Below are 251 nucleotides of genomic sequence, written 5' to 3' on the forward strand. Positions count from 1 at the left end.
TGGTTCAACAGCAGCGAAAGACTGCAGCGGTCGCGAGAACAAGTCGTCTTCGGACCGAAGGGAGTGCAGTCTGATGAGTACCACCCAGTCCGTGGCTTCTACCACTCGATCACGCCAGGCGGCCGGAATCCGGCGTTGTGTGACGAGACTGCGAACCTGTTCGCCGCCATAGTCTGGCCAAACCAGGTCGGCGCACCGACCGGTCTGGTCCGTAATGGGCCAGACGCTTTCAACGTAGATATTAGCCGGTG

At 59.8% G+C, this 251-nt stretch carries 1 protein-coding gene; it reads right to left on the minus strand.

The genetic code is table 11. The features are described from left to right. Positions 1-240: hypothetical protein (locus KZZ06_RS23735; RefSeq protein WP_368858725.1), on the minus strand; the 240-nt coding region annotated here is incomplete at its 3' end. Between the last annotated feature and the right edge of the window lie 11 nt (positions 241-251).

Source organism: Sulfitobacter sp. CW3 (assembly GCF_019392245.1).
Taxonomy (GTDB): Bacteria; Pseudomonadota; Alphaproteobacteria; order Rhodobacterales; family Rhodobacteraceae; genus Sulfitobacter.